The organism is Acidobacteriota bacterium, assembly GCA_003225175.1.
Taxonomy (GTDB): domain Bacteria; phylum Acidobacteriota; class Terriglobia; order Terriglobales; family Acidobacteriaceae; genus Gp1-AA112.
In genome coordinates, this window is record QIBA01000109.1 from 1 (window position 1) to 5,823 (window position 5,823).

The 5,823-nt window shown below is 28.9% G+C and carries 5 protein-coding genes; 1 reads left to right on the plus strand and 4 read right to left on the minus strand.

Features of this window, described 5'->3' with window-relative positions:
• Window positions 1–816 precede the first annotated feature (816 nt).
• The gene (locus DMG62_22505; protein ID PYY20680.1) at window positions 817–1,392 is read left to right on the plus strand and encodes a hypothetical protein; all 576 of its coding nucleotides are present in this window, start codon (window positions 817–819) and stop codon (window positions 1,390–1,392) included.
• A gap of 1,190 nt (window positions 1,393–2,582) precedes the next feature.
• On the opposite strand, the gene DMG62_22510 is transcribed toward DMG62_22505, so the two are convergent.
• The 4 genes from DMG62_22510 to DMG62_22525 form a co-directional block, all read right to left on the minus strand.
• Entirely contained in the window at window positions 2,583–3,059 is a 477-nt protein-coding gene (locus DMG62_22510) for a hypothetical protein (GenBank protein PYY20681.1), read from the minus strand.
• Between the two features lie 729 nt (window positions 3,060–3,788).
• Window positions 3,789–4,157: a hypothetical protein gene (locus DMG62_22515; GenBank protein PYY20682.1), complete on the minus strand. Its 369-nt coding sequence runs from the start codon at window positions 4,155–4,157 to the stop codon at window positions 3,789–3,791.
• 610 nt (window positions 4,158–4,767) lie between these two features.
• Complete coding sequence (locus DMG62_22520; protein PYY20683.1) at window positions 4,768–4,998, minus strand: hypothetical protein; 231 nt, start codon at window positions 4,996–4,998, stop codon at window positions 4,768–4,770.
• A 522-nt stretch (window positions 4,999–5,520) separates the two neighbouring features.
• Window positions 5,521–5,823: hypothetical protein (locus DMG62_22525; GenBank protein ID PYY20684.1), on the minus strand; the 303-nt coding region annotated here is incomplete at its 5' end.

Sequence of the window (5,823 nt, forward strand, 5' to 3'; positions counted from 1 at the left end):
TACTATTAAAATTCTCGAATTTTAGCGCAGAACTTCTAGAAAAACTTGATTTTGTAAGTGTTAGCTAACCATAATTGGTTAAATGCCGTGGAATTTTCTATTATTAATCTTATTTATGTTTGACAAATTTGTTTTTTTAAAAAAAAAAATTCCTTTCTAGATTCCAATTTATTATGGATATGGATTCCAATATAAAACAAAGTTTGCGAAAACTTGAAAAGTCTTGTACCGAAAAAGAATATATCTTTATTACAAAGAAATATGTAATTTATAAAGGTGACGTTTATATATGGAAAGGAGATACATCTTGGATACCTAACGAAACTACGAAAGAGACTATCCTCAGAAATTTAGGACTAACTAACGAATATTCTCGAGAAGAAATTTTAAGTTTAATTAATGAACACAAAGGTAAGAATATTAAAAGAATAATTTTATTTATTGTTGGTTGTTTGTTTTCAACCTTATAATTTATTAGAAGTAGGAGAATATAACAATAGTCTTGGTGAAGGCTATATGTATTTATTAGAGGAAAATGAAGGCAAGGGTTTAATTTTTCTTATTTATTATTTGAAATTTTATATATTTGTGCATTTGATCATTTCTTTTTTTTTTGTATTTTAAAGGTCTTAAAAAAGAAAATGAAGGTAGGTTAAAACTTTATTTTTTTTTTTTTAAAAAAAAAAAATTACTAACGTTAACTTTTATTTGATAAAGATCTTAAGTCTAAATATAAGGAACTACTTGACAAATATGAAGGTTTGAATAAAAGTAAAGGTACTGAAGTATTAAAATTATTGGTTATGCGATTTTATTTTGATTTTTTTATTTATAATTTTTATAATAGGAAAATCAAAGAAAACTACTAATTATTTGAGACAGATAGAAGCGAACTATCATTCTTTATTAAATCACGCTGAAATTAATGATGATTTTAACCTTGATGATTATGTTGGTTATAGTGAAAGTCAAAAGAAAAATATAGTTCATGAAACTTATTTAAAATGTTTTGGTAGCGGCCTTTCTAATGATATAAAATATCTTTATAGACTCAGTGTTTTCTATAAGAATTACGATAAAAAATGTATTAATTACGTTTTTGATAAAAAATATGCTAACGAGGATATGTCATCAAAATTGACAAAGACGAGGAAATCAGAAATAGCGAAAAACTTTAAAGGAGCGGAACGTTTTAGAATATTTTCGGAAAGATTAAAACCTGGTGTTTATCAACTTGTTAATCTCTCAATTACTTATTTTGTAAAAATTCAAAACAAGGATTGGAATAATTTTTATTATGGAAGAAAACAAGATGCAAGTTTTGAAGATGATGAGGGGGAAGGTGAAGATGAGGAGAATGAAGAGGAAGATGAATTTGGGGAGGATGAGTAATTTGTTCAATAGTTTGATTAAATTTGAATAAATAAAATTTTTGTACAGATAGATTGTAAATATTACTAAAAATTATGATTACACACATATTATCTCTTTTTATTTTTTTTTTTAATCTAAATACGTGCATTTAGTTTGGTGTGAATATAAAAACTTACCGTCTTATTTTATTTTTGGTCAGGATCCGAATCCCGACCTCTTCTCCAGAATCGTCCATTGAAGTTACGTTAAATAACTTGCCAGATCCACGTTTTTGAGATCTGATTTTTGCATGAGTAATGAGTTTCCATTTATTATGGTATTGGCTTATATTATCAATAGAATAAATTCCTTCGTCTAAATTATTATTTGAGTTCCTTTGTTGAGAACTGCTATGATTAGTATAGGAATTGTTAAGACATGTGCAGGAGGAACGGGTGGTCTCAACTGTTGCAGTTGATTTGGGAGATGTGTTCAGTTAAGGTGCTCACATTCCTACATATTATTGGCATCTTTACCAATGATTATATTCCCGTATAATTGAAACATTGGAACCACACACTATCTGTATGGTCAGATACGTTTAATCCAAGATTCAGTGTGATCATATGACGATAAGAATTTTCTTAACTTTTTTGTTATAGGGGCAACCATATTTTCTTTTTGATAAATACAACTGTCCCTCTTTTTCACCATTATAACCAATATTTTCACATTTATAGTAAGTAGATCCTGAATAAGTGCCTGCAAAGACATTTGTCTCTTCACTTTTCACCCATTCGTATAGAATAAGTCTCTGGTATTAGGATCGATCAATAATTTACTGGTACCATCTTGAAAATCGTTAACACATGCACTTTTACATAACGAGAAAGATCGGTCCCGAACCTTATAATCAGAAGGATCGATATCGAACCTCCTGATGAAGTCAGAATTTCGTCGATTAAGCTTTTAAAAGGATTTGTATTGTAATGATGTTGAAGGTATTTTTTTGGTTCGCGTTTTTGCAAACATTTTTAATAGGAAATTCAAATCAAAAATGTATCATATAATGTTAACAACATTTGTTTTAAACGAAAATCTTATTTTGTAAGGTCATATCCCGTGGTCGGGATCGGGATCCCATTACAGAAATAAAAAAAAATAAAAAAATAAATACAGTACAAAGGATCGGGACGCTACCCGGGATACACGACATGCTAATATATAGATTATTTTTTCGAACGATATTTCTCTATTTTAGCTTTTTTCTTTGAGGGGGAATCGTCTTCTGCACATGCCCTATCCTTTAATAAACCTACTACTACATCCAACACTTTTTTCACGCCATTATGTAACGTTTGATATTCTTCGGAGTTTTTATTCAAGGCATCTTCGGAAAATTCGATGCTAAATGGTAATTTACTGCCTTGTAAAATTTTCCCCGGAGTGTACAGCAAGAAGTACCAGTCCTGAGCTGTAGTGACAATACCATAGAGGTAATCGAAGTCATCGTCATCCTCCCGCTTTCGTTTTCTCATATTCGTTTGGAATGAGCACTCTAGCTGTTTGATATTCTGAGCAAACCCCTCGATTAGATTTCGTTCTAGTCTGTCTTCTGTAATACAAATAAGGTTTTCGGCTTTCTGGAATGAAAGTGCGGTATTAGTACATTTATGCATAACGCCATAAAAATAGTCTAAAGGCATATCGTTATACCTTGATTGCGAAAACAACCCGTCCGTTCTGGATCGAAACAAATTGTTTGGAATCGCTCCTTCAACGACCCAGAATCGTGATGATGCATGTCGCAAACGTCGCTGAATAGAAATTGGATCGGACGTATTACGAATATCGGCGATATTATTCTCATTATACCAGACCCGCGCGGTTCTCGACACATGTGATCCGCGAAGGTATACAAATTGGTTCGGATGTATTACGAGCATCGACGAGAAATCGGCGATTTTATTCTCATTATACCGCGCTGTTTTCGACCTACGAGACCCGCGAAGGTCTGGATTGAAGAAATATTTGGAATCGCAACTACAACGACCCAGATTCGTGAAGACATATGTCACAAACGTCATGAAATAAAAATGGGTCGAATTCATTATGAAAATCGAAGAATTTTATTATCATAACTAGATTTCCCTTTTAGTGTTTAAACCAGAAAAGGTAATAGAAAATTATGCTATCGTTAGTTTTTTTGAATACTTGATTACAAATGCTTGGTTCATATAAAATCTATAATTTTAGGCTATTTTGCTTTGGTGTATTAGGAGTTTCAATAATTATTCTCTTCAAGAAATCATCAACTTCAATTAATTCATTATTGTTATTATTCTCATTTTTGTTTATGTTCTTTAATTCAACTTCAATTTCATCAATTAATGAGTAACTCTCAATCAATAATTCCTAAGTATTGATTATAAATATTAATTAATTCGTCTCATTAAAATAATAGCTTTTATTACCTTGATTTGCCAAAAAACCTCAATACAATAAGGAGCTTCGTTTTTTTCCGATTTAAGTGGAATTTGGACTTCATTAGCCAGCCTAATCCTTCCTACACCTTCACAAAGTTGATCGTAAATTAGCAATTTACAATTTCCTCCTTTATAAAATAAACAATGAAGTAAATGAAGTAGAATAATAATATAGATGATAATGCAAAATATTACAAACTTACCATAAATATGCAAGCCAAAAATTTTAATTTTTTTTAATTGCTCGATTAATTTCTTTGATAACTGTTCTGCCTTTTTGCAATAATAAATAATCCAGCTATTGCAGCAATCATTCATACATCTGATTAATTTATCGTAACCATCATTTCCAAAGTAGTCAGATTTTTTTCCTTCACAGGTAAGTAAATAAAGTAACAAATTCCCATCACAATTTGGCGAATAAGAAATTGCCCCATCAACCTTTTTCGCTAACTTCTTATTTAAAGTTACAGAAAAACCAACATCCTCATTATTAACAACGCAATTATTATGAATACCATTTTTTCGTTCTATACTGCAATAAGTTGGATGTTCTGGCCTGTACAAAAGTAATAGTTAAGAAAATATGATTATCGTTATTATTAATTAATATAATAAGAAATAATGAAAATATACTTTTCAAAAATGAATGAAAATTTTAAGCTTCCAAGAAATAAATCAAGAGGCGATAAAAAATATATAAATAAAAAATTTGATTCGTCATAAGATCTTGATTTATTTGCCCAATCAATCATCCTATAAAATATTATAGCAGTAAGTATAAAATTAAATTTTCTGAATGAAAAAATAATCTATACCAACCAATTTATTAGAATGTTTCTTGTCTGTAATAATTCATATTCACTAAAATCCTTACATTCGACTTCATTAGTTAAAGTAAGAATAGAATTTTCAATACTATGAAAATTCACAGCGCCTTTATCTTCAATAGTATCGGAAAATTTATTAACAATTCTCTGAACCGAATTAAAAAATTCTGATCCGATATATAAGAAATGTCCGATTCTCCTATCTTTGACAATTTGTTTAAAGTCCCATTTCCAAAAACTTTCTTCCAAATCATTTTATTTTTGAATGTATCAATTACCAAACAAAATATACTATTAGATATTTGAAGGTCAAGAAGCTCAGACCGCATACTTGATAAATTATTTTTGTATAAATTTAATTCAAATACACCACTTCTATCCTAAATAAATAAAGCAATAAATAATTTTAACAATAAAAGACAAATAAAAAATAATAAAATTACTTATGAAAGATTCAGTTAGCTTTGTAATTGATTTCAGTTTAAAATTATTAATCGATTTAATTATTATCTCCTGCTTTTGAACTTCTGTAATCGAATTGACATACTGTAATTGAGAATTTTATTCAATTCAAGAATAGAAGTCATTGAATGTAACAATTTACTAATAATCGTAATAGGATCAGAATCTATTATATTTTCATTAGTTATCGTTATAGTCTTATAGAACGTTTGTATTAAAAACAATTTAATAAAATACCTGTGATTGGACTTAAGATACCCTCGTTAATGTATGCAATCTCTGTTAAAAATTTGTAGTATTTATAGCAATTAATTTCGATCTAAAAAAATTGTAAGCGTTAATTAAGTTTCATCAGAAATAATAGTCCGTTTGTTATATTCATTATATTTTCATAAAATATTTCTCAGTACATCAAGCAACACAACAGGAACCATTCCAATTGCGTAATAAAACGAACCATTCAATTCTATAAAATGCTTTGTACAACACATATATATCATCAAACAATGAAATCCATCATTTGAAACATAATACAATACGCTTACTTTAAATTTCTCCAGTATTATTTCTATTTCCTTTTCGTTCTTTTTCTTTTTCGCTTTGGCTAAACCCTCTTTGTATGCTTGTACATAATGTCGCTTTTCATCAATAATAAAGATTTTATTTTTATCTCTACAGAAATATAAAAAATC